This window comes from Parasutterella sp. (assembly GCF_057870745.1).
The window spans coordinates 30,889-52,727 of the sequence record NZ_DBMALT010000014.1; the positions used below are offsets into that span (position 1 = coordinate 30,889).

Here is a 21,839-nt window from a genome sequence, read left to right on the forward strand (position 1 = left end):
CATGGAAAAACTTTTTCAGCGCTGGTATGACTTGATTTCCATTGATTCCGTATCCGGTCACGAAGTCGGAGCAGCAGACTATGTTGCCGAAGTTCTGCGCTCCATGGGGCTGGAGCCTCACTACAGCTATTTCCCGGAAGATACCGACAGACAGCGTCCTTCTGTTTGGGCAGTACTCGACAGCGGCAAGCCCGGCAAAACCATGCTTCTTATCGGCCACATTGACACTGTTGACGTGAACTTAAAGAACTGGAAAACCAATCCATTCATGCCTGTGGAAATCGACGGCAAGGTTTACGGCCGCGGATCCATGGATATGAAAGGTGGAGATGCCGCGATTCTTACGACGGTTGAGTATTTTGCTCAGCACAAAGATGAGTTTTCCGGAAAGATCTTGGTTTGCTTTGTCGCCGATGAAGAAGGATTAAGCAAAGGAACCTATCAGCTCGTTGACGAAGACGTGGTTCATGCGGATTACGCCATCATGGCGGAGTGCCGCTACAACAATGTGGCTGTGGGCTTCCGAGGTCGTTTCAGCTTCGAAATCACGGTTAAAGGCAAGGCAGGGCACGCCAGTCGTTACCCGGAAGTCGGAGAAAACGCTCTGATTTCTGCCGGTCGCTTGGCCGCTGCGATTGAAGCACTCCCGACACTCTCGCATCCCAAACTTCATCACGGCACATGGTGCGTCCGTTACTTAGCAGGCGGCAATTCCGGTGCTCTGGTTGTTCCAGACAGCTGCTACATGTTTGTGGACCGCTATGTTGTTCCGGGAGAAGATGAAGCGATGTGCATCCGTCAGATGCAGGAGGCTGCAGAAAAACTCGGCTTGGCAGACAAAGTTGATATCCATTTGAAACCGCGCAACAGCCCCTACATGAAGTCTTTTGCTGTTCCTGAAGATCATGAACTTGTTGTCAAACTTCAGGAAAGTTTCAAGGAAGTCACCGGCGAAGATCTTCCGATTGATTATGACCCGTCGGTTTGCGACTCTAATATTCTGGCAGTTTCCTGCGGAATTCCTGTTGTCACGTTCGGACCTTCCGGCGGAAATATGCACGGAGACAATGAGTACGGATATCCGTATCAGGTCAAGAACTGTTATGAGATCTACAAGAAGACCGTTAAAAAACTTCTTCCTGCATAAAAACCAACCGACAGACGCCGCTTAAGAGAGCGGCCTCAAACCACACCCGCGTCGAGAGCTTCAATTATTGGGACTCTCGACGTTTCCTTAGTAGGCGGATTAAAAGGAGGCCGGCATTCTTTGAGATATGTGAGGGCTTGGGAATGCGGGCCGTAGGACTTTTGCTGTATGGAAATTAATGACATGGAACCCCTTTGCTCCCAACGAAATAGAGAGAGCAAAATGAAAGTGACAAAGTTCTCATTAAAGGTGATTCCATGTCAGTTAGAAGGATACTCGCAAAAACGATCGATACAGATCTCGAATATGAAGCCATCGGTATAGATTTAGCTAAGAATTGCGTCAGTGCTGCTCTGTTAACAACAGATAGCGAAGTGGTCTGCATCGACCGGCTTGACTATTCGGAGCTTGAGAAAAGCGCACAAGTGCTAACCCCCACGACGTTCGCCATGGAGCCGTGCACTGAAATGAATTATTTAGTTCAAAAGTTAGAGGCTTGGGGGCATCGTTGTCTGGTTATCGGCGGCAAGAATGTACAGAACTACGTTGAAAATCATTATTCAGGCAAAAAAACTGATTTAAATGATGCTCAAGCTCTGGCTTTTCTAGCCCAAGATACACAGCTGAGAACAATCAAAGCCAAAGATATAGAGCAACAAAAGTACGCGAGCTTAACAACGCTGCGGGAACAATATATCAAGCAATATCGACAGACAATTGTGTCTTTAAAAGGAATTTGCTAGGCCTGGGGATTAAGTATTTCAAAAGGAATTAGCGGGAAAGCTCGTTTAAAAGAGCTGATAGAAAACCATGCGAATTTCCCTTCAGAATTAAGAGCCGAGCTCATCAATATGGTTGCTCATGCTCAATCCGCCTAGAGAGATTTAAACAACATTACAAAAACGTTAGTAGAGTTGGCGAAGAAAGATAAAGCCTGTCAACTCATTCAAACAGTACCGGGATTGGGTCCTATCTGTAGCTGTAGGTTACGTGCGACTGTAGGGGATATCAAAAGATTTAAAAATCCTAAAGACTTTCCTGCCTATTATGGCTTGGTGCCAAGAAGCATCGCTACCGGTCACAATGAGAAGAAAGGAAAAATTACTCATCGAGGAGACAAAACAATGAGATCCCTGATGGTGCAAGGCGCAGGGTGTGTAGTCATTATGGCTACCAAAGGGACATTGGGGTCCAAGCAATTAACAAAGTGGATTCTAAAGAAACAAAAAGAAAAAATGCCGTGGGGAAAGCTTGTATGCGCTGTTGCTGCTAAACTTTTGAGGATAGTTCGGGCTATTCTTATCATACAATTCAAAAATAGCCGGAGTGGCTAGATGTTCATTACCACAGGCGGCTTAAAAACTAACTGACAGTTCGAGCACAATCGACTACAACAAAGCATGAGAAAGCCGAAAGGCCCTCTCCACAGCCTCAATGAACTTCTTGAGATTTCAGTCACCTGCTCTTGTTAGGCACGAGGGGACCATTCTTGAATTTCATGGTAGGCAAATAGAATTCAAAGGGATTCTTATAACAGCCTGAAGAGATTGCTAGATTGGCCTCTTCCTGATGATGTCGTAGACGTAAATGTGTTTAACTCTAATAAACAACCTATGTTAACGGACCGCTAAAAGAGTCTTGCTTTGCAAGACTGTGGAAAACCGTTGCCTTAAATTACTTGACAACTGTCGGGGTTCCAGAGATTTTTTTGCAGACTGCCGTGAAATCTTTCTTTCGGTCGTAGACAACGGACTTCACGTCCAGAAGACCGAGAAGTGAGGAGAAAAGCTGGTCATGAGAAGCGTCCGCTTTTGCCTGCTCCCGCAGGCAGACGTCATTTAGGCCGAATTTTTGCTCAAAACCTTTAGACAGCCATAACAGCATGGGTACTTCTTTTTGCTCTTTCGGTGCGATTAATTCCGGAGCCCCGTGCAGGTACATATTGTTTTCGCCGAGACTTTCTCCGTGATCACTGACATAAAGCAGACCTGTATCAAAACCGTCTAGACCCTTTAACCAGTCAATGACGCCGGCTAAAAAGTGATCGGTGTAAAGGATTGCGTTGTCATAAGCATTGACGATCTCTTCCCTCGTACAGTTGTTGAGTTTTTCATCCGTGCAGACAGGCTTAAAGACTTCAAAGTTTTTAGGATAGCGTTTGGAATAAGCAGGGCCGTGGTTGCCGAGCTGGTGCATAAAGACTACCGTAGTTTTGCCGGGTTTCAAGATTTCTGAAGTATCTATACCGGCCAATAAGGCCTCGTCATAGCATCTCGGTCCTGAGCAAAGTGAAGGGGCCTTGGTTTTAGAAATGGACAAGGACGGAACACCTTTACAAACACCTTTGCATCCGGATTGGTTATCCACCCAAAACACGTTGACACCAGCTCTTTGCAGAATCGGCAAGAGGCTTTCTTCTTTCAGGATTCTGTCTCTGTCGTAGTGGCCTCGACCTACTCTGCTGAACATGCAGGGCAAAGAGATATCGGTACTGGTTCCGCAGGAAATCGTTTTACTGAACGGAATGACATTTCTGGCACGCAGCTGAGGCGTTGTGTCTCGGTGGTAGCCCGCAAGGCCCCAATTCGCTAATCGAGCGGTTTCCCCGACAACAACGATAAAAAGTGTTCCCTTGTCTTTGCTGTGGCTGGCCCCAAGCGTGGGTTTGGGATCGATGACAATGCGAGGTGTATCAACTTCTGTGGAACCGTCCTTAAATACGGCTTTGTAGGTTCCGCTGAAAACGTTCACCGGAGAGATTAAATTTCGAAGAACCGGCTCGGAGCGAATAAGCGAAGAGACGCCCTGGAAATTGAGCATTAAGAAGCAAACGCCAATGACCAGTCCCATTAAACCTTGGAATAAGCCGCGTACAAAAGAAGAATGCTTAATCGGAACAAAGAAAGTCAGATAGAACTGCGGAAGGCATAGAAAGGCGAATTCTAAGAAGAACTTAGCAGTCAGGAGTTCCGCGGCTTCAGCTGTATCGGTAGCGAGCGCATTGCGCATCATTTCGGAATTAATAATGGTCCCGTACTGATAATTGAAGTACAAAGTCCCGGCTGCGCAGACCGTAAAGAATAAGCTGAAGGCTTTGATTAAGAAACTGTAGTTTAAGAGCCGGAGAACCGCGAAAAACGCAGAAAAAAGAATAAAAGCACAAACTGCAAGCAGCCATAAATCAGATGGTGAAAACTTCAGAGCCGAACATGCTTTCGAGAAGAACGGCAGGTTAAAAATGAAAGTAAGGAAGAAAGCCGATATTAAGCAATAAGAAAGTGTAGAAATGGGTTTTTGGCGAATTCTTATCGGAGCTTTTGGAAAGAAAAATAACCTGTAGAACAGGGCGCAAATGGCCCAGTCCAGAAACATCGTGGCAAAAGAATGGGAGAGAAAATGTGCGCCTTGCGCCTGACGCCCAAGCCCCAAGATCCATCCTAAAACAAAGGCGAGGATAAGAAAAAGCCATGCTTTCTTAAGTTTGAGCTGCCGAAATGCAAAGTAGAGCGCAAAGAGGCAAAAACCGGAAGAGGTATGACCGGCGGGGAAACATTTTCCGGCGCTGCCGTTTCCGCCGTACTGAGGAAGTGACCAAGGGCACGGAGAGGCGGATAGAGACTTCAAACCGCTGATGATGAGCGCACAGGCCGAAATAGAAAGCGCGACGTACAGACAGACCTTTCGGTAAGGTTTTAATCGGGCGAACTGCTTCAAATAAGAAAGTAGAAAAAGAATAAGCGAGCTGACTGCCATGGCGACTGCAACATACTTTGCGCCTTTATGAAGTACCGCAGAAAAGAAAAAACTTCCGGTTCCGAGCCAATTGGTTCCGGAGATATAAAAAGGAGCGGCAAAGAAAGAGTCGATCGGTGCGTAGCGAAACTCCGAAATTAGGCAGAGCAACCACAAAGGAAGCAATACCGTTAGAATGTCATTGAAGCTCCAAACCAGGAAAGAATTGGTCTTCTTTGGCATACTTGAATTCATCGTCTACAACTCCGCACCGATCGGAAGATAAGTATGGATCTCTTGCCTGAAATGACGGGTTAAGCGATCGTGAAAACTACGTTAAAAACGAACAGATATGCCGACGATTTTGATTGTGGAAGACAACGAGGACATTAGGCTCAACCTCGTTGAATATTTAGAGTCCAAAAATTACCAGACCGACAACACGGATGACGGCTTGAAAGCTTTGGCTTTAACAATCGTTAATAAATACGACCTCATCGTTCTGGACATCATGATTCCCGGCATGGACGGACTGCGCCTTTGCCACGAACTGAGAAGCCGGGGCAACATAACTCCTATTATTATCCTGAGTGCTAAGGATAGTACGGACGACCGCATCATGGGGCTTTCCGAAGGCGCGGATGATTATTTGGTTAAACCGTTCTCCTTAGCGGAACTCCTGCTGAGAATTCAGGCAGTTCTTCGCCGCAGTTCAACTCCCGAAGAAAAAGTTCTTCAGGTCGGCAACCTCAGGCTCGAACTCGACAGCAAGCGCGTCTTTCGAGGAGATACGGAGCTCAAACTTAATCCGACAGCTTTCCGGATTTTGGCCTTTCTGATGCAGAAAAGTCCCGAAGTTGTTTCTCGTGAAGAAATTGAAGATGAAATCTGGGGTTTCCAGCGAGTGGCCGGAGATAATTTGAGAGCTCACATTTACCAAATTCGAAAAATCGTAGACAAGCCTTTTGAAGAGCCGCTGATTGAAACGCGTCACGGATTCGGCTGGGCGGTACGCGCAAAAGAGGATCTGGAAGAATGAAAAAAGGTCGTTCGCTCAAACAGTCATTAGGAATGCTTTGCGGCGTGATTGCAGCCGCCTGCGCGGTTCTGTATTCCATCACGTTGGTTTACGTTTTAGAGACGGCAGAGAGCAAGCTCATGGCATCTGTGATGGACGATATGCTGCAGACTGTTGTGACTGCAGATATCCTGCAGGGGAAACCGCCGCGTCTTGATCAGGTTTCCCGCCTTTATATTGAAGGAGATCCCAGCCGTGAGATCCCGGACCTATTCAGGCACAATCCGCAAGGATATACGGAATTTACGGACGGCGAAGATCTTCATACCTATACCAAAATCATCAACGGGAAGCGTTATGTTCTGACGCGTCATCAAGGCAATTTTGAGATTTGGGAGAGACATCTTTTTCGAATCGGCGTAGTCGGATTCCTGCTTCTTATTGCGATTTGCTCTTTTGTGGGTTGGTATTTGGGTCGCAAGCTGCTGTCTCCTTTAGGACAGCTGACTAAGGAAGCGGTAAGAGCCGAGGGGTTGATTCAGAACGGCAAAATCTACACGGAAGAAATCTTTAAAGGGCACTGGCCGGAAAACGAAATCGGAGAATTGGAACGCTCTTTTAAAGCGTTGGTTTCCAAACTCAAAGTCCTCGCGATGAAGGAAAGAGCGTTTTCCACCGAGGTTAGTCACGAGGTTCGTACTCCGCTGACGGTGATCGATACGAGTCTCGAACTTCTCAATGAACAGGTTCAAGGCAACGACCGTCAAAAAACATTAATTCGTCGTGCACAGAATGCCTCTTCTCGAATCAAAGGGATGGCGGAAGTTTTCTTAAATATCGGACGCGCTCGAACGGGTCAGAACAACGCACTTTGTTCGATGTCCGAGCTTATAGCCGGCTTGAAAGAGTCGTGGAAACAAAAAGCCGAAAACAAAGGGTTGAAGTTTTCTATCGAAATGAAGAACATGCCCAAGCAGACATTTAACGAAGTACTTGGCGCAACGATCTTCGATAACCTCGTCTTCAATTCTATTCACTACACGGACAACGGTTCGGTGACCGTCATCGTTGATGAAGATCAAGCCATCATTCGTGATACAGGGATCGGAATAAAAGAAGAAGATAGAGAAAAGGTTTTTGACCGCGGTTTTAGGGCCGGTCAAGGCGGCCGCGGCCATTATCAGGGATTCGGTTTAGGACTGGCGATTTCTAAGCGTGCGGCCGAAGCGCTGGGCTGGAGCATTTCGCTCAAATCCGAAGTCGGCAAAGGCACCGACTTCGTGATTCGTTTCAAACCGGAGTCAGTTGACGAGGTTAACAGCAATCAATAGGAAGGGTAGGACGAAGATCATGGCAACAGTGCTTGCGCCGATGGCTTCAGAGGCAAATTCTTCGTCCCCGCCGTAGGCTTTAGAGAGCACGGCAATCACGGAAGAGACCGGCAGTGCGGAAGCCAAGATGAAGCACTTCCGCATGAGCGGGTCCATGTCTAAAGACATCGTGCACAAATACATCGTTATCGGGCGAATGACGTAGCAGGAGAGGAGAATCAGCCAGACTTCTCTCGGGAGTTTTTTGAGTTTCTCAAAACCAATTTGCCAAACCGTAATTCCGACAAAGACTAAAGCCAGCGGTGTCGCTAATTGGCCGATTGTATGGGTCGACTGGGAGATGAATTTAGGAACGGGAATCGACAGAAGGACAACGATTAAACCGATAAGGAAACCCATCAGCGGCGGGGAAAGCAGCATCTTGAGTCCGCGAACCGAGAAGATCTTAGGTTCTTCTGTCATGCCTCGGCGCGCACCGTCTAACTGGATGTTAAAGATGCCGACGGTCCAAATGAAGACGCAATTGGCAAAGAAGTAGACGAGCAAATAAGGAATTCCGTCCGAGCCGTACATTGTCTGTACCAGAGGGACGCCGACGAACAAAATGGTTGCGCCGGTAAATGCGGCAATGAACGTTCCTTTCATGTGAGGCCGAACCCAGCCGAGCTTAATGAAGAGAACAGAGATTAAAAAGTTCAAACCAACCGTCAGGAACGGGAGTCCGGCAAACTTAAGCAGGTTAAAGAGTTCGCCTTGCGAAAACTTAGAGATAACAGAATAAAAGAGAAAGCACGGCAGGGCAGCGTTGACGAGTTTAGAGACGATGCCGCGGTGCGAGGGTGCATCGAACCAGCCTTTTCGGGCGAGAAACACACCGAAGCCGATCACGATGAGTAAAACGCAGACCGCGGATAGTGAATGAAGTATTGTGGCGGCTAACATTATTTTTCCTTGGAACTTGCTGATAGTTTAGACCAGCAATCATCGTTAATCGGCGAAGGAAAGATCCTAAAAACTAAAGCAAAAACCGCCTTAGAAAAGGCGGTCGGAAGCACGTGTGAACATGTTCACACAAGAAAATTACAGAGCTTCTACGAGCTTTAAAGCAGCTGTGACAGAGGCGAAGAATGCCTTGATGCCGGCGTTTTGTGTCTTGCTGTCGATGTTTTGCTCCGCAGTCGGCCACCAGGCAAGGATTTCTGTTTTAACGAACTGCTGGGCCTCTTCGATTTTGTCTTCGGCTAAAAGATGACCGAGGAAAGCGAGCTCGACGGCGATGTGGTCATCAGGCAGGTTGGAAGTGTTCTGAAGGCCTTTGCTGAGATACGTTTTAAAAGCTTCGTGGGTGTTCTTTCCGGTCACGGTAATCAGACCGCCGGCCCAGAAAGAATGCGTCATTCCGATCGTCGTGTCGCCGACACCGTAAAAGAGTTTAGCGGCATCGCGGTCAAAGTCTTCATTAAAAGTGACGTCGCCGAAACGAGGACCGTTAAAACCGACTTCATCGGCTATGCTGTTAAAAGCTTCTGCAACCTTGGGGTAGACGGAAGTTTTATTCTCATGCGGGTCGAGAATAATTTCACTTAAGACGGTGATGATTTTAGCTAATGCTTCTGAGCATTCTTCTCGAGTGATTTCTTGGTAATTCATATTTATCCTTTGGGACTGCGGACAAAAACTGCGCAGAATTTTTTCATTGCAAGGAACTGTATCAGTTAAGTGATCGTAGGGCGAGCTTTTTAATTCGGACTTAGGGAAAACTGAGAGACAAGCAGGTGACGACTCCCGAAAATTAGTCTTATCGAAAATAAGGACGGCAGTCTCCAAACCTAAAGTTGGAAAATCCATCGAGTCGGGTTGTTATTTTCGAGGCACGAGCCATTTTCCTGTTTTGGGAAAAGTTGAGACAAAAAAGGCGGGTCCCGGACCCGTCCCAAAAATACCCTAAGAGACACGAGTCGGTGCCGCTTGCTTTCGGCACCGCAATTCAAACTCAGGCTTTAACTTTGATAGCCCCAAAGTCCGTAATGGATGAAATGAAGCGGATCTTCGGAGAAGTGCCGGCATCTTTATTGATGATCTGAGCCTTGGCAATTAAGGCCTTCTGAGCATCGGTCGGGTTGTCGTAATCTACTAACTGCAAAGCCTTGGTTGAGCAGACTTCAACACAGGCAGGCAAGCGTCCTTGGGAAGTACGATGCGTGCAGAGAGTGCAGTGTTCGGCTTTTCCGGGGATACGCGTTGTCCAAGCTGTCGGACTGGCGCTTCTTCCGCCGAGCGGTTGGAGGTCTCCGTAGTAGGACTGCTTGTTCGGGTCGGAGAATTTAGGAGCACCGTACGGGCAGGCGGCTAAGCAGCCTTTGCAGCCGATGCACTTCTTTTGGTCGATCAGAACTTCACCGTGCGGTCCGAAGTAAACAGCTTTTACCGGACAGACCTTCATGCAGGCGGGATCTTCGCAGTGCATGCAGGAGACGCGGAAGTATTCGATGACTTCTTCAGCCGGATGCTCAAGTCTTTCCAAATGGTTCCACTTCACACCGGGCGCAACTTGGTTTTCTTCTTTACAAGCGACGAAGCAGGCGTGGCAGCCGACGCAGTCGTCAGCATTAACAATGATTCCATATTTGCTCATGACGATCTCCTTAGGCTTTCTTTTCAATACGGACGGGATTTTCGAAGTAGCTCGGATAACCGGACAGCGGATCGCGATTGCCGCGGTTCATGAGTTTCTGGGTATTCTGGTTGTCGAGCCAGCCGTATTGAGCGTCAATCGTGCCGACAGGAACAATCAAAGAAACCACTGCTTTGGCTTCTACAGGTCCGCCGTAGGGAGATGTAATAAGGATGGTATCGCCTTCCTTAATACCTCTGGCCTCAGCATCCTTCGGGTTGATGTTGACGTGCAGGCAGTCTTCGATTTCCATCAGATAGGGCTGATCCGTACGGGTCTTGCTGTGTGTGATGTACGGTTTGCGAGAACCGTTCATGAGGCGAAGATCAAATTCTTTGCTGAGCTCGGTCATCGGTTTGTATTCCGGGAGGCCGGGGTAGCCGAATTTAGCCGCACGATCCGAGAAGAAGTCCAGCTTGCCGGAAAGCGTGTTGAAGCCGGGTTTGCCGTCAGGACGGAGTCTTCCGTCTTCGTACTTCTTGAAGCCGGGTTTCGGAGCCGGGATACGGCTGATCTGAGGCAATGCATTTCTAAACTTAACGAGGTCGCCGCCTTCGTACTGATGAAGGATGAAGTCGAGGGCCTTTTCCGGATCGCCGTCGAAGAAGTGTTCGGGTTTATCAACGATGCAGCCGAGTTCCAGAGCAATGCGCCAGTCTTCTTTCGCTTCGCCGAGCGGTTTGATCGGTTTGCGAACGGCAATGTTCGGACCGTACCAGCCGAAGGGGGCATGGCGTTCATAGTTCATCGCAGCAGGAAGAATGATATCCATGTTGCGGTGGCTGTCTTTGCGGTGGAAGTAGTCCGTTGCGAATGCAAAGTCTAATTTCGAGAGAGCGTCGTTATAGACATCAGGCTGCGGCCAGATGTTGACGTTAAAGCCCCATCCGCAGAAGACTTTGACCTTGCCGTCGCGAACCCATTCAGGCAGATTGTTCGGGCTAGTCTGATCCTGCAGGTCATGCCAAAGCGGAAGTTCGTCTTTATCTAAGCGGCGAGCTTTCACTTCAGGGGAGTTCCACCACTTCTTGTCGGCCATAGCAGGATGCAGACCGAAGGCGGCCATGGACAAGCCTTTGGGAGGCTGACCGAAGGGAACGCCGCCGGGGATGTCGATGTAACCCATCAGGATTGGCAGCAGGAGCAGACCGCGAGTGTTGTTCACACCGTTGGAGTTGTGAGACAGAGACTGAGTCGTCAGAGTGAAGGAGCCCGGACCCTGAGCCCAGAGGCGAGCGGCTGCGACAACTTTGTCGGCAGGTACACCGGTGATTTCCTGAGTCTTTTTAGGAGTGAACTGGTCAACATACTTGGCGTATTCTTCGAAGCCGTGTGTCCACTGATCGATGAAGGGCTTATTAATAAGGTTTTCTTTGATCAGGACGCGGGCGATACCGGCTGCTAAAGCGGCGTCAGTACCGATGGCCGGAGCCAGATGGATATCAGCGATTTCCGCGGCTTTCGTTCTTCTCGTATCAACCGTGATGATCTTGCAGCCGCGTGCTTTTGCTGCCTTGATGGCTTCCCACCAACCCAGGGGCTGAGCCCAAACGTTGGTGGCCATGATCATATAAACCTTAGTATCTTTAGTCGGCGTGGATCCGTTGTTGGGCTGCCCGAAGTTGAGCTGTTCAGCCATCATGCAGCCGGAGCGGCACGCGGCGGAGGATTCTGTGGCCCAAGTAGGAGAGTCGAAATAACGAGCCAAACGATAAACAGAGGGTCTCGGTTCTTTCGGGTCGCCTGCATAGAACATGACAGATTCGGGGCCGTATTTCTTCTTAGCGGCGAGCATATTGGCGGCGATGGTCTTGTAAGCCTCATCCCAGGTAATACGAACCCAGCCCGGATCTTCTGCGCCTTTGGGGGCCGTACGCTTCATCGGATAAAGCAGACGATTCGGGTTATACAAGCGCTGCAGAGTGCTCATGCCTTTAGAGCAGAGCCAGTGGCGCGGATTTTCTTTCCAGTTCTGAATACTGATGATGTTATTGCCCTGTGCTTGGAATTGAATTCCGCAGGAAGGTACATGGTTGCAAGAATCGCAAATGGCAAAGCCCGTCCATTCCTGAGGCTGGGGATTTGCAGCCTGTGCAAGAACGGAAGTGGCCGGAGAGACGGTCGGAAGAGCGGAGATTGCCTTGAGAATTTGCCTTCTTGAGAGTTTTTGCATAATTGTTTCTCCTTGGTCAGCATTGGGGTGCTTCTGAGTGAAATTTTGGAGCGATTTTTACACTTTGAATAGAGGAGTTTTCCTGTCATATTTGATTAAAATTGACAGAAATACTCATCAAAATTGATAACGATATGGCCCAAGACCGTCCCAACAGTGAATTGCTTAGATTTCTCGCTGAGTTTTACGATTCTCGCAACCTTATTTCTACGGCTAATCGCCTAGGAAAGGGCTCTGCGACATGTTTTCGCCTATTGGCCCAGGCCCGTGAAATTTTCGAAGATCCGTTGTTTGTAAAGAGCGGGCGTGCAATGATGCCGACACCCAAGATGGACTCCTTGATTGGCGAAATCCAGTCCATTTTGATGCGCATTGATCGCCTTCCCAGTCCCAAGGTATTTTCTCCTGAGGAATTGACACAAGATTTCCGAATTGGCTGTATTGATAATGCTGCGTTGCGTTTTATCGTTCCCTCGTTAGCCATTCTTTATGCTCAGGCCCCTAACATTCGCCTTTCTATTATTTCTCTTCGTGAGCATTTCCAGTGGGCGTTAGAGAAAGGCAATATTGATATCGTCATTTATGCTCCGCCCAACCTAAAGTTAAGAGAACTCGGCAAGAAATTTCATTACGAGACTCTGTACAACACGGATCACTTGTATGTGGTCAGAAACAGCCATCCTTTGGCGGTTAAGCTGAGAGAAGGCAAACAGCTCAAAAGATCAGACTTGAAGAATTATCGTTTCATTGCCGTGAAGTACGGATATTCGGAAGGCAAGATCACGACAGACTCCTCGGGTTTTGAAGAAGGGAGCAACATCGCCATTGATACGCCGTATCTTCTAACAGTTCCGCACATGCTAACCCAGTGCGACCTTATCGGGCGCCTGCCGGAATCATCTGTGAAAGAACTTATCGGCAATTTGCCGCTGACCATTCTTCCAAAGAATTTGGTTGCTGATCCGGCTTGGACGCCCGTGCTTTTGTGGCATGACCGTACGCATTTTGACCCGGCGCACCAGTGGTTTCGCTCGGTTTTACTGCGCAGTCTCGAAGAAAAACGAGCTCAAAAACGTCAAGGCAGGAAGAATAGCGAAGAGGAGGAGGTTGGGCGAACGCAATAAGACGATCAGAAGAGTGAATCTATTGCCGAAAACGACAGGTGAAATTTGCCTCGCGGTTACACCTGCAAAAGCTAACCTTATGTAAAATCGAAACTTTTCACAAGAATAATTACTTTTGAGTCACAAGGTGAATCAGTCATTACGTTTTGATAAGAAGGATCGAGATCTGCTCGTCAAAATTAACGAGGTCATCGATTCCGGGAATGTGTCTTCTGCAGAGCAGGAGACTTTTAGAACCTCTCTGCATCCGCACGGCATTCAAAACATGGTCAGCACCCATGAAGAACGAATGGCGATGGCTGAAGTTAACCTTTTGCAGCGATTAAATGACGGAACGGGCGTTGAGGCAAGGCTTTCTGCTCTTAAGACGCTTCATGAAGAAGTGCTGTACAGTGCACAAACTCCATTCCGTTTTAATACTTCACGAGTGCTGATTCAGCTCATGAAGGAGATTGTCCGCGCACGCGGTAATGAAGAAGAGCAGCTTCGTCTGATTCACGATTTCCAGAAAGTGGCGGCCGGCAATCCCCGCATTGTGCGCGCCTTTCTTTCTAAATTCTTCTTGCTGGAGATGCCGGAAGAGTGGAATCAGAAAACAATGGACGACCATGTTCACGATGCCAACACCATGGGCCGCAAGAATCCGACCTACCTGGTGATGGACGCTCGTGTCAAAGGAATTCGTCGTCTGACGGTTGTTTACTACAACTTTGTCGATCCGAAGGTGGTCTACGAACTTTATGAAGCTGCCCATATCATGGGCATTTCGGTTCGTCTAGGCATTAAATTTAAAGCTCGTTTCCATGACCGTTACGTCGAATTCCTTTGGACGCCGAAGGGCTTTACCGATACAAAATCGGTTTTGGACTTTTTAAAAGAACCCGAAACTGAAGCGTTAATGCAGGAAGGACGTGCCGTCGAAGACTGGGCCAGAGAAGAAGTCCTTCAGACCTTGGAAGTCTTTAATGCTAGGCACGCTGCAGAAATCGCGAAGGAATGGGGCATTGAGGTTCCTCCCCTGTCCGAAAAAGAATTTGAAGAGTACGTCGGCATAGGACAAACCACGCTGATTCGTCTCTCTGAATTTGTGCATTCCAAGCTGCTCCCGCTTGTCGAAGCAGAAGCTGAAAAGGTTAAGCAGGAGCTCTTGAGCGCCTCTGCTGAAGACCAGGGCGTTCTTCAGGAACGACTGAAAAAACTGGATGAGTTAACTTCTGTAGTGCTCTACCAGCGTTGGCTTCGTCCGTCTTGTAATCCTGAAATTCCGTCGCTCTCTGAGCCGGCGGATGATGACCGTCCGGATTTGCTAAAGATCGACGTTCAGGGTCTCCTTTCGCGCCTGATGCATATCCGTCCGTCGTCGCGGATCACGCTTCTTACAGGTAAGCTGACAGATGCAGATGTTTTAGAGCTCCTTTGGCTCGGAGAAGGCCGGATTTCGCATCTGGAAATTCTGAACATGAAGGAGCGTGAGCTCGGACGCGTCAAACACATGGACGAGATCAACCAGCTGCAGCAAGCGATTAATCGTCACAATGCGATAGAGCTCAAAAGAATCATCCAGAGCATGCGCCAGCGTTCGGAGATTGCGCAAAATCCGGAACGCAGTGCACTCTTTAATGAGTTCCTCGAAAACATTCCTCGCATCCTGAGTTTTTATGCCAACCAGCCGCTCGGCAGCCGGTTCGGATCCGACTCTACGACTATCTTAGGAACGCGATTTGGTATGGGCTTTGCCGTACCCGACACGCTCCCGCGCGGTGCGCAGAAGATGATTGAGAAGGAAAGCGATGAATCTTTCCAAATTCCTCTGCATGTTCCGGTTCAATGCATTGATGTCTATTCGGAGCCCGAGGAAGTTTCTCCTTTCGTGAAGTGGGTACGCAAGAATTTGGGCTTTACCAAGTTCGGAATGAAGCATTCGAGAGAGTGGGTTGCTACCTACGCCAATGCAGAAGTCACAACGAATAACTGCAACGTGGTTTCTCTCGGCGGCATCACTCGCGGCAACACTAACGGCCTTGTGACGGACGAAACCAAAGAAGAGAAAGAAAAGACCGGCTTTTCGTATACCAACACGACGATCCTGAACATTATTAAGGTCACGATCGGCTTCCTGCCGGCGTTCCTCACCTTCATGCTTACTCAGAATTGGTGGGTGCTGGCTTGGTTCGGTGCTTTGATTTGGTTCAGTATTACCGGTATCCGCAATATTATTCAGGCGGTTATCGCCGGCGGAGGCTTCCAAAAGGGCGCCCGTATCGATTGGAAGTCTCTGATTAACTGGTCTCGCGTCAGTGACTCTTTGATGTACACCGGTATGTCGGTTGTGCTTCTTGAAGGCTTTACCCGCAATGTTCTTTTAGGTCACATCCTCGGGATCACGGTAGATAAGGCGCCGTTGCTGGTGTTCTCGATCATCGCTTTAGCCAACGGCCTCTATATCTCCTCCCATAACATCTTCCGAGGATTCCCGAAGACCGCCGTTGTAGGCAACTTATTCCGAAGCATTTTGGCGATTCCGGTGGCGATGGTCTACAACGTGATTCTCGCAATGATTCTGCCGATTATTACCGGAATGCCCGCAGCGGCGATTCTGGTGCCGGCGGCTGCGATCGTGTCGAAGTTCGCTTCAGATACGGTGGCCGGAGTGATTGAGAGCGTAGCCGATCGCCGCAACAATTACCGTCTGCGCACGTCCGACTTCCGTATGTCGACCAAGGCGCTTTTCAGCTGCTTTGAGCGCATGGAGCTGGCTTTCCCAAAAAAAGACATCCTCTCTTTAATGTCTCGCCCGGCAGATTTCATCCGTGTGATTTCCGAGCGCTCTAAGTCCATGGAAATTGAATGCATTGTGATTTCTTTGGATCTGATGTACATCTGGTACTACCAACCTTGTGCACAGCATGCGTTCCTAACGGAACTCAAGAGAATGTCTGCGGAGGAACGTCTGGTTTTTGTCCGCTTCCAGAAGTCACTCACGGAGTACAAAGAAGTTTCAAGACTGTTCTTAAGCGGAATGCTCGGATCTAATTTCTCCAAGGCATTGGCTTTCTACTTGGATAACTACAAAGCCTACCTCGGTGCCATTGAAGACATTTGCCGAAAGATTGAGGATCGTTCTCCTGTAGAGCTTCAAGAGGTTCACGTGAAGAACAGTCCGCTCACTTCAGCTGTCGTATGGGTGAAGACTCAGGCTGCAGCACTCGGAAGGAAACTCCGAGGAAAAAAAGAGGAGTCTTTGGCGCAGGAAGCGGTGGAGAAGACCACGACTGAAAATGTCTAACGGCAGCTAAAGAAAAATCGAATCGGCGCATCCGTTTTTGGATGGGTGCGCCGATTTTTTGCCTGAGATTTCTTTTTCTCTTGTTGTTGAACTCGAGCCGCATATACGACAAATCTATCTCAGTTCTGGATACTGATGTTCAATAATATTTCACATCAGTGTTGAATAATATTGAACATGGACAAAGAGACCTTTATCGGTTTTGGCCTTAGATGAACTAGCTTCTGCTTTCTTTGGCTATTATCGTGGACTTCTAAACCACACCGATCATCTCAGACAAGAACTCAGATTTTGAGAAAACATTTCGATTAGATTCAAGAGCACAGGATCCTTGCGGGAGAAATTTCGCCAACTTAGGTTCACTGGGTAGTCAGGAAACTCCACGGGAGGTTCAAGATATTTAAGGGAGGATACTCGAGCAATTGCCTTTGCCGCGTGCCTTGGTATCGTCGTTAAGGCATCAGTGCCTGTTAAAAGGAACGGAATGGCGCTGAAATGCGAGGTTGAAACAAGCACTCGTCTTTTTTTACCTTTTGATGAGAGTACTTCGTCCACGATCCCGTAGAACCCGCCGTTGGAGACAAGTACATGATCTTTTGAAACGTAAGTTTCCAATGACCAATTCTCTTGAGCAAACGATGTTGGATCGATGAGGCAGCCGTAATTTCCGACCCCGACGGTCGTAATGCAAATGCTTTCACTTCGGATGCCTCCGCTGGTTACTGCTAAATCAATTTCTCGCGAGAGCAGCATCTTTTCCACTAGCATGGAATTGGTTTGTTTAAATCTTAGTCGTGTGCAAGTCGGGATGAGCTTTGCAAGCTCGATCATTTTTGGTCCCATCGCTAACTCAAAGTCATCCGACATGCCTATTGTTATTGTTCGGCCGTTGTAGAGGCCGCCGCGTGTGGAGAAAAGTTCGAAGGTTTCTGAAAACCGTTCGAGTGATTCTTTCAAAGCAGGATAAAGCTGATCGGCAAACAGGGTCGGAGAAAGTCCCCGGCCGGTTCGCACAAAAAGCGGATCGTTATAGAGATGACGAAGTTTTGTCAGTGAAAAAGAAACCGCAGATTGAGTTTGATCCAGTCTGAGTCCGGCTCTTGTTGCACTTTTCTCTTCATAGACTGCGACAAATAATCGAATTAGATTCAGATCTACTGAATCAATATTAATTTCACTCATATCAGATATCGCCTTAGGCCGTATTCATGGCATGAACCAAAGAAGAAAATAACAACTATGTTTATGTCATTTTTATGATTCTAAAGGAGAAAATATGAGTAAACATATTGTTGCCGCTCTTCAACTCGGAAGCGATCTTGCCGGAGAAAAATCTGCGACATTAAATAAAATTATGTCTTATGAACAGGCAATTATTGATTCACAAGCTGAACTTGTCGTGATGCCGGAAGCACTTCTTGGCAGCTATCCGAAAGGAGAAATTTTCGGAACATATATGGGCTATCGCCTTCCAGAAGGTCGCGCAGACTTTGCCGCGTATTACGAAAACGCGATTGATGTACCAGGACCCGAATGTGAAGAGCTTGCCGCCCTTTCGGAACGCACGGGCGCTTCTTTGGTAGTCGGTTGTATTGAAAGAACTCCGAACGCCCTTTACTGTACGGCTCTCTTTTTCGACCCAGAAAAAGGTCTGGTTGCAAAACACCGTAAATTGATGCCTACCGCTTCTGAAAGACTAATTTGGGGCATGGGTGACGGATCCACGCTTCCTGTTGTTCAGACGGCCGCTGGCAAAGTTGGCGCGTGCATATGCTGGGAAAACCATATGCCTTTACTCAGAGCCTACATGTACGCCAAGGGAGTGGAAGTCTATTGCGCTCCAACTGTGGACTGCAGAGATCAATGGCAACATTCCATGAAACATATTGCGCATGAAGGTAGATGTTTTGTTGTGACAGCTTGTCAATATCTGCCTTCTCCTCAGGAACTCGGCAAAGAGGTTCCTCATTGGAAGCCTGATGAGGATTTAATGCGCGGTGGTTCCGTCATTGTGAACCCTATGGGTCAGGTACTCGCCGGACCTTTGTATCACCAGGAAGGGTTAGTAACGGCGGAAATTGAACTCTCGGAAATTGTCAAAGCCAAATACGACATGGACGTAACCGGACACTATGCCAGACCTGATGTCTTCTCCCTTCATGTCGACACCCGACCAAAAAAAACGATCGTAGAGACAGTTGAGACCAAGGTTATCTGCGAATAACTAACACAAAAACTCCGGGAACGTCTTCGGACGTTCCTGATCCCAAGGAGGATTCAAATGACAGGAACAATCGTTGCTCAGCTATTCGTCGTTCTCACGCTGGTTTTAATGATCATCGGTAAAACTCCGATGTACGTGACTGCAGTTGTCGGTTCGACGCTGGCCGCTCTGTTTGCCGGGATTCCGTTGTTCGGTTCTGCGCCCGTGACGATCAAAAGTCTACTGATCGGTGGTCTAAATCCCGTCTTAATCGATATGGGCGGTATTTTGCTGTTCATTGGAATTATGCAGTCCACAGGCTTTTTGCATGTCATCATCGGCGACATTATTCGAGCTGGTAATTATCTCGGAGGAGGCCCTGGAATTATTACTGCGGCTGCCGCCGTTGCCGGAGGCATCGGTATGATGGTCGGCTTTACGCAGGCGGCTATTACCGGAGTAGTGGCAGGTCCTGCTGCAATTAAACTCGGCGTGGACAAAAACGAAGCTGCTGGCGCTCTTCAACACGCTAATATTCTCGGATGCGGAGCTGGATTTTCTCATCCGACGGTTGTGGGAATCCTAGCTGTAGCCGGAATTGGGTATGGCATGGTTAATCTCTGGGGACTTGTAATTGCAGCTGCCGTAATGGGTATCGCATACGTTCGTATGCAAGCTCACGCTAGAAAAGAAGGCTTCACAAGCAAATTGACGCCTGAAGAAATCAACACTATTTTGGAAAAATTCAACCACGAAAAAACTACAACGATACCCTCCTGGAAAGCTTTTCTTCCCTTCTTAATTCTCATCGTTGCGGCATCCTCAGGGGCACCCATATTCATTGTTTGCTTTTTCTGTGCTCTTCTTACCGCGCTTTTGGCGCGCCGCAATCTGCAACAAAGTCAGAAGGAGATGATTGACGGCGTAAAGATGATCGCGGTTCCTTTCATCGCAACGATCGTTTTTCTCTTCATGTCCGGTGTCATCAAAAATACCGGTTTTGTGGACACGATGGCGTCTTTCTTCGAGCCTCTTCTTAAATACTCTCCGGAACTGTTGATGTTCATTGTCTCGATTCTTACAGGAATTATTACGCAAAGTTTGGCAGCTTCTGCCGCAATTATTCTTCCTTTCCTCACTGTTGTTCTCGGAGCCGGCGGCGATCCCATGGCCAGTTCCGTTGCGGCAATTGCCGGTGCCAATATCGGACAGTATTATCTTACCGGCGGTCCGGTTTCGGGCCTGAATACAGTTATTCCGGTTGTTCCAGGATCTGACTTAGTCAAAGCAAACTTGTTTCAAAGACCCGACTACCTGTTTGGCTTTGCTGTCGCTGGCTGTATTGTTGTCGCGTTGAGTTTCTTCTAACAGAGGAGGTTAAATAGGGGTAGTTTGTCTGAGACTATGTTATTCGAAGCTGTGCGAAGCAACGCACAGCTTTCTGCTTTGTTGGCTTCCTACAGAAGTAGAGATGCGAGAGTCGGTCTGCGTCTGAGTCCTAAACAGTCTTGTTAATAAAGGTAGTGTTATTCAATCGATTCTTTGAAGGCATTGGGCAAGTTTTTTGCTACAACCGTTGGGCTTAAGAAAAGTGATCATTAAATTTTCCCAATATTGTGCGCAGCAACTGTCGGCTATATAGGGTGGTTTAATCTCAAAAAATCGAAAAAAGACTCGACGAGCTCAAGATACAAGGCTCCTAACTTAGGAAGAAACAATCAAGTTTTTTGTTCTTCAACTGTTTTCCCCTGAGGATTTTCGCCTAGTGGGTATTTAGTTTTTAGTTAAAAACCGCTAGAGTGTCGATCATAATTATTCACCCGACCAAAAGGCCCAACATGATCGACAAGGCAACCAGAGAGAAGATTATTTCCTTAATTCATCGGGAGGTTGTGCCGGCGCTGGGATGCACTGAACCGATTGCAGTATCACTGGCAGTTGCCAAAGCAACCGAGCTCTTAGGTATGCAGCCTGAAGAAATCAACCTTGGCCTTAGCGGGAACATCATTAAGAACGCAATGGGAGTCGGCATACCGGGAACCGGGATGATCGGGCTTCCGATCGCAATCGCCCTTGGAAGTCTCATTGGAAAATCCGAATACGGTCTCGAGGTCCTCAAAGAAGTCTCCCCAGAAGCTGTCGAAAGAGGAAAAGCTTTTGTCGAGTCGGTTCCAATCAATATCAAACACTTGCCGGACTCTCCTTCTAACCTTCATGTTGACGTTGAGGTCCGAGCGCAAGGTCATTCGGCTAGGGCGGTTATTTCGCGAGAGCACACGCTCTTTGTCCTCTTGGAAAAAGACGATGAGGTGATTTTTGCGGAAGAAGAAGGTTCCGGGAACGGTGATGCTCAAGACGCAGATGCTGTACAACTGAATTTCAGAATGGTTTTTGATTTTGCGACGACGGCTCCGTTAGAAGAAATCCGATTTATGAAAGAAGCTCAGAGACTTAACGAAGAGGCCGCGGAGTTCGCATTAAAAGGTGACTACGGTCATTCCCTTGGAGCAATGATCCGGAACAACGGAATGAAGTACATGGGCGATTCAACCCTGGCCCATATGGTTGAATTTACTTCGGCTGCATGTGATGCTCGCATGGGCGGAGCAACCGTTCCTGTGATGTCTAATTCCGGCAGCGGCAACCAAGGAATTACCGCGACTTTGCCGGTAGTTGTTTTCGCTAAAGATATGAACGCGAGCGAAGAGCAGATGATTCGGGCCTTGACACTTAGTCATTTGACCAGTGTCTACATCAAGCAAAGTCTTGGGCGCTTATCGGCCCTTTGCGGCTGTGTTGTAGCTTCGACCGGAGCATCTACTGCTATCACTTGGCTAATGGGCGGCGGATATGAAGACGCGTGTGCCGCCGTCAAAAATATGGTAGCTAACTTGTCAGGGATGCTTTGTGACGGAGCAAAGCCCGCCTGTTCCATGAAAATCTCTTCAGGTGTTTCTACTGCTCTGATGTCTGCGATGCTGGCGATGAACGGCCGCTGCGTATCTAGCATTGAGGGAATCGTCAGCGAAGATGTGGATCAGACGATTCACAATCTCACCTTAATCGGTAAGGAAGCGATGGTCGAGACGGACCGTCAGGTTCTCGAAATCATGACCCATAAATAGGGGATAAGAGCCAAGCTTGGAGTCGG

The 21,839-nt window shown here is 48.2% G+C and carries 16 protein-coding genes; 10 read left to right on the top strand and 6 right to left on the bottom strand.

Annotated features, from left to right (window positions below):
* The first annotated feature begins 1 nt into the window (after nt 1).
* From ACZND6_RS05425 to ACZND6_RS05435, 3 genes are all read left to right on the top strand, one after another.
* A complete protein-coding gene (locus tag ACZND6_RS05425) occupies nt 2-1,147 on the top strand; it encodes a M20 family metallopeptidase (protein WP_418941372.1) in 1,146 nt (381 codons plus the stop codon).
* 257 nt (nt 1,148-1,404) lie between these two features.
* Nucleotides 1,405-1,890: an IS110 family transposase gene (locus ACZND6_RS05430; protein ID WP_489524447.1), complete on the top strand. Its 486-nt coding sequence runs from the start codon at nt 1,405-1,407 to the stop codon at nt 1,888-1,890.
* A 171-nt stretch (nt 1,891-2,061) separates the two neighbouring features.
* Entirely contained in the window at nt 2,062-2,481 is a 420-nt protein-coding gene (locus ACZND6_RS05435) for a transposase (RefSeq protein ID WP_489524448.1), read from the top strand.
* A 340-nt stretch (nt 2,482-2,821) separates the two neighbouring features.
* Here ACZND6_RS05435 and ACZND6_RS05440 read toward each other — a convergent pair whose 3' ends face one another.
* Nucleotides 2,822-5,134, bottom strand: coding sequence for a phosphoethanolamine--lipid A transferase (locus tag ACZND6_RS05440; protein WP_489524449.1), 2,313 nt, complete (start codon nt 5,132-5,134; stop codon nt 2,822-2,824).
* Nucleotides 5,135-5,231: 97 nt separating this feature from the next.
* Here ACZND6_RS05440 and ACZND6_RS05445 point away from each other — a divergent pair, with 97 nt between their 5' ends.
* Nucleotides 5,232-5,918: a response regulator transcription factor gene (locus ACZND6_RS05445; RefSeq protein WP_302817642.1), complete on the top strand. Its 687-nt coding sequence runs from the start codon at nt 5,232-5,234 to the stop codon at nt 5,916-5,918.
* The gene (locus ACZND6_RS05450; protein ID WP_418572924.1) at nt 5,915-7,228 is read left to right on the top strand and encodes a sensor histidine kinase; all 1,314 of its coding nucleotides are present in this window, start codon (nt 5,915-5,917) and stop codon (nt 7,226-7,228) included. The genes ACZND6_RS05445 and ACZND6_RS05450 overlap by 4 nt, the downstream gene beginning before the upstream one ends.
* On the opposite strand, the gene ACZND6_RS05455 is transcribed toward ACZND6_RS05450, so the two are convergent.
* From ACZND6_RS05455 to ACZND6_RS05470, 4 genes are all read right to left on the bottom strand, one after another.
* Nucleotides 7,199-8,170: an AEC family transporter gene (locus tag ACZND6_RS05455; protein WP_302817644.1), complete on the bottom strand. Its 972-nt coding sequence runs from the start codon at nt 8,168-8,170 to the stop codon at nt 7,199-7,201. The two genes, ACZND6_RS05450 and ACZND6_RS05455, sit on opposite strands and share 30 nt — an antisense overlap.
* Before the next feature lie 138 nt (nt 8,171-8,308).
* Nucleotides 8,309-8,878 (bottom strand): molecular chaperone TorD family protein, encoded by a 570-nt coding sequence (locus ACZND6_RS05460; RefSeq protein WP_300876890.1) that lies wholly within the window; start codon nt 8,876-8,878, stop codon nt 8,309-8,311.
* Nucleotides 8,879-9,221: 343 nt separating this feature from the next.
* Nucleotides 9,222-9,863, bottom strand: a complete 642-nt coding sequence (locus tag ACZND6_RS05465) for a 4Fe-4S dicluster domain-containing protein (RefSeq protein ID WP_302817647.1) — start codon at nt 9,861-9,863, stop codon at nt 9,222-9,224.
* 10 nt (nt 9,864-9,873) lie between these two features.
* Nucleotides 9,874-12,075 carry a molybdopterin-containing oxidoreductase family protein gene (locus ACZND6_RS05470; RefSeq protein WP_418572929.1) on the bottom strand — a complete coding sequence of 734 codons (2,202 nt, stop codon included), beginning with the start codon at nt 12,073-12,075 and terminating at the stop codon, nt 9,874-9,876.
* A gap of 134 nt (nt 12,076-12,209) precedes the next feature.
* Here ACZND6_RS05470 and ACZND6_RS05475 point away from each other — a divergent pair, with 134 nt between their 5' ends.
* A complete protein-coding gene (locus tag ACZND6_RS05475) occupies nt 12,210-13,199 on the top strand; it encodes a LysR substrate-binding domain-containing protein (RefSeq protein WP_489524450.1) in 990 nt (329 codons plus the stop codon).
* Between the two features lie 127 nt (nt 13,200-13,326).
* Nucleotides 13,327-16,485 carry an MATE family efflux transporter gene (locus ACZND6_RS05480; RefSeq protein WP_302817825.1) on the top strand — a complete coding sequence of 1,053 codons (3,159 nt, stop codon included), beginning with the start codon at nt 13,327-13,329 and terminating at the stop codon, nt 16,483-16,485.
* Nucleotides 16,486-16,752: 267 nt separating this feature from the next.
* Here the strand turns inward: ACZND6_RS05480 and ACZND6_RS05485 are convergent, their stop codons facing one another.
* Nucleotides 16,753-17,667: a LysR family transcriptional regulator gene (locus tag ACZND6_RS05485; RefSeq protein ID WP_149888983.1), complete on the bottom strand. Its 915-nt coding sequence runs from the start codon at nt 17,665-17,667 to the stop codon at nt 16,753-16,755.
* Between the two features lie 94 nt (nt 17,668-17,761).
* Between ACZND6_RS05485 and ACZND6_RS05490 the strand changes: the two genes are divergently transcribed.
* From ACZND6_RS05490 to ACZND6_RS05500, 3 genes are all read left to right on the top strand, one after another.
* Complete coding sequence (locus ACZND6_RS05490) at nt 17,762-18,709, top strand: carbon-nitrogen hydrolase family protein (protein WP_489524451.1); 948 nt, start codon at nt 17,762-17,764, stop codon at nt 18,707-18,709.
* Nucleotides 18,710-18,766: 57 nt separating this feature from the next.
* Nucleotides 18,767-20,056 carry a citrate transporter gene (locus ACZND6_RS05495; RefSeq protein ID WP_149888985.1) on the top strand — a complete coding sequence of 430 codons (1,290 nt, stop codon included), beginning with the start codon at nt 18,767-18,769 and terminating at the stop codon, nt 20,054-20,056.
* A gap of 431 nt (nt 20,057-20,487) precedes the next feature.
* Nucleotides 20,488-21,813, top strand: coding sequence for an L-cysteine desulfidase family protein (locus ACZND6_RS05500; RefSeq protein WP_418581589.1), 1,326 nt, complete (start codon nt 20,488-20,490; stop codon nt 21,811-21,813).
* Nucleotides 21,814-21,839 lie beyond the last annotated feature (26 nt).